This is a genomic window from Mucilaginibacter sp., from assembly GCF_036383575.1.
In the GTDB taxonomy this organism is placed as follows: domain Bacteria; phylum Bacteroidota; class Bacteroidia; order Sphingobacteriales; family Sphingobacteriaceae; genus Mucilaginibacter.
Map to the genome: position 1 here is coordinate 1 of NZ_DASVOB010000310.1, position 2,829 is coordinate 2,829.

2 protein-coding genes are annotated in these 2,829 nt (G+C 41.4%); both read right to left on the reverse strand.

The features are described from left to right. Positions 1 to 2,197 (reverse strand): ABC transporter permease (locus VF500_RS10765; protein ID WP_330859674.1); only part of this gene is annotated, 2,197 nt, incomplete at its 3' end. 184 nt (positions 2,198 to 2,381) lie between these two features. After that, the coding region (locus VF500_RS10770) for an ABC transporter permease (RefSeq protein ID WP_330859675.1) at positions 2,382 to 2,829 on the reverse strand (448 nt) is incomplete at its 5' end.

Here is a 2,829-nt window from a genome sequence, read left to right on the forward strand (position 1 = left end):
GAAAATCTACAGAAAGCAAGCCGGTTATATTTGCAACCGATGCGCCAAGCACTTTGCGGATGCCGATCTCTTTGGTGCGCTGCAGAGTTAATAGTGATATCAGACCAAGCAAACCAAGGCAACTGATAAAAATGGCGATCACTGCACTTGAGGTGATCAGCTTATTTAACAGATCTTCCTTTTGATAAAAATCGGCTATTTGCTGGTCAAGGAAGTGATATTCAAATACATTATCAGGATAAACAGTCTGCCACTCTTTTTTAATATCATCAATAACTACCGAAGGATTACCGGAACCAATCTTTACCCCAACATATTGGTAGCCTTTTCTGAATGTGGTAATGTATTCGGGGGCAATAGCCGTATACAATGATTTGGCATGAAAATCTTTTACCACCCCTACTATAGTTCCCGGATTGTTTGACAAATCGCCTGCAGTAAAATGCCGGCCGAGAACTTGTTGAGGGTCTTTGAGACCTAATTTGTGTACCATCACTTCATTAACCATATATTCACGGGCGGTATCGCTTTCTGCTATATTTCGTCCGGCAACCAATTGCATCCCAAAAGTTTTCACATAGTCAGCATCACCAATCTGAGTGTAGCCAACAAATTTTTCCCAGTCGCGGGTATCATATTTAATTGAGCCTCCCTTATCCGCTGTTGAAGATGGTGCCCGGTAACAAAAGGAAACACTTTTTATGGCGGGATCTGCCAGTAGCTGGTTACGCAGATAATCAGTTTTATTTTTATCGCTGTTGGGCACAGGGAGCATTAAAACAGCATTTTTATTAAAACCCAGGTCGGCCGTTTTAAGGTATTTAACCTGCATGCTTATCAATATGGTACTGATGATAAGCACCTGTGCTATTACATTTTGTACAATAATCAAACCTTTACGCGTAAAGCCGGCAGTTTGTGTCTGTCCGCCAACCTGATTTTTCAAGGCGTTAACCGGCTTAAACCTGCTTAATATAAGGGCCGGATATGAACCGGCGGCTAATATGATAATGGTTAAGACAGCTACTATAAAAACTGCAAGCCGGTAGTTGGTAAAAAGATCAAAGCTTAACTGTGTTTGCAGCCAGTTGTTTAAAACCGGTATGGCCACAATCACCATAACAAATGATAGCAATGCGGCAAAAACTACGATATATGAAGTTTCGGAAATAAACTGGATGAATATCGCTTTGGGCGAACTACCTAAAACTTTGCGGGTGCCAATCTCCTTTGCCCGTTTAAAGCTTTGTGCCGTAGCCATGTTGATGAAGTTAACACAGGCTATGATGATCAATAACAAACCTATTATACCCAGTGTAACCAACAAAGACCGTTGAATAACACCCGCGAAACGGCCATCAAAATGAACCTCTCTTAAGGGCAGCATCATGAAATGGTATGGTTTTGCAGCTTCCGCACCGTGTAATTTAATATTTAGCTGGTTTATATCTTTTTCTACAGATTGGGGATTTGTCCCTTCCCTCAGTTCAACAAAAACAGAGTTGGTTGAATTAATAAAGCCCCAGTCGTTTTGTAAACCATTAGCGATATCTGGGTAAAGATCCTTCACTGTAGATAGCGACAGGAATAGATCCGATTTAATATCAGTGTTTGCCTGATGATCTTTCACCACACCCGTTACCCTGAAAGTGTTTTTATTATCAACCCTGATGGTTTTACCAATAACATCCTGGCTACCGAAATATTTTTGCGCCAATGAATGCCCGAGTACAACAGTATGAGGTTCGGTAAGAGCTGTGTTGGGCTCGCCCTGCTCCCATTGGTAATCAAACTGGTTAAAGAAACGACCGTCGGTTATACCAATATTTTCATGCTCGGCAAACATTTTTTTGCCTGCCCCATCATTTTGCGGGATTGTTACATTGATATCATGCATGCGCAGCAGTATCCCTACATTCTTCACCCGCGGATCGCTGTTTTTCACATCCCTCGCCAAAGCTAAAGGTGCTCCTTGGTCATAAAGAGGTACGCCATCGTCAAAGGTTATCCGATGCACAACCCTGTAAACATGTTTGGCATCATGATGATAGGTATCAAAACTTAAGTGGTAGGTTATAAACTGAAAAAGTATGATACTGCAGCCAATGCTTAGCGCAAGGCCGAACATATTAATAAAAGTGTAAAACTTATGCTTCCAAAGGTTGCGCCAGGCTATTTTAAAGTAGTTTTTTATCATACCATTTTACTTTATACGATATTACACAAAACCCTTTAAATGAGTAGTTAAATTATGTTAAAGGGGGCGCTGAAAGCCGAAGGTCAAAAGCTTAAGGCTTTTTATGAAAAGAGCCAAATGATGTTTAACCCATTTAGCTCTTTCGTGTCATGCTTTTTGCTTTAAGCCTTCTGCTTTCAGCTCCCTACTCACTCCTCAAACTATTCACCGGGTTAGCCAAAGCGGCTTTTATAGATTGGATACTCACTGTTATCAGCGCTATCAGCAGGGCAATGCAGGCTGCAACAGCAAAAATCCACCAGGAAATATTAGTACGGTATGCAAAATCCTGTAGCCATTTGTTCATCATATACCAGGCCACCGGGAAGGCTACGATATTGGCTATCAAAACTGTTTTCAAAAACTCTGCCGATAACAGTCCGATGATATTTTGGACACTTGCGCCAAGTACTTTACGAATGCCTATTTCTTTTACGCGTTGTTCGGCGGCGAAAGCGGCCAGGCCAAGTAAGCCCATGGCTGATATTAAAATAGCTATGATAGCGAAAGCAGCTATCAGTGTTGAAGATCGCTGTTCGGCATGGTAAAGTTTATTATAACCATCATCAATAAAACTATAATCAAACGGCTGA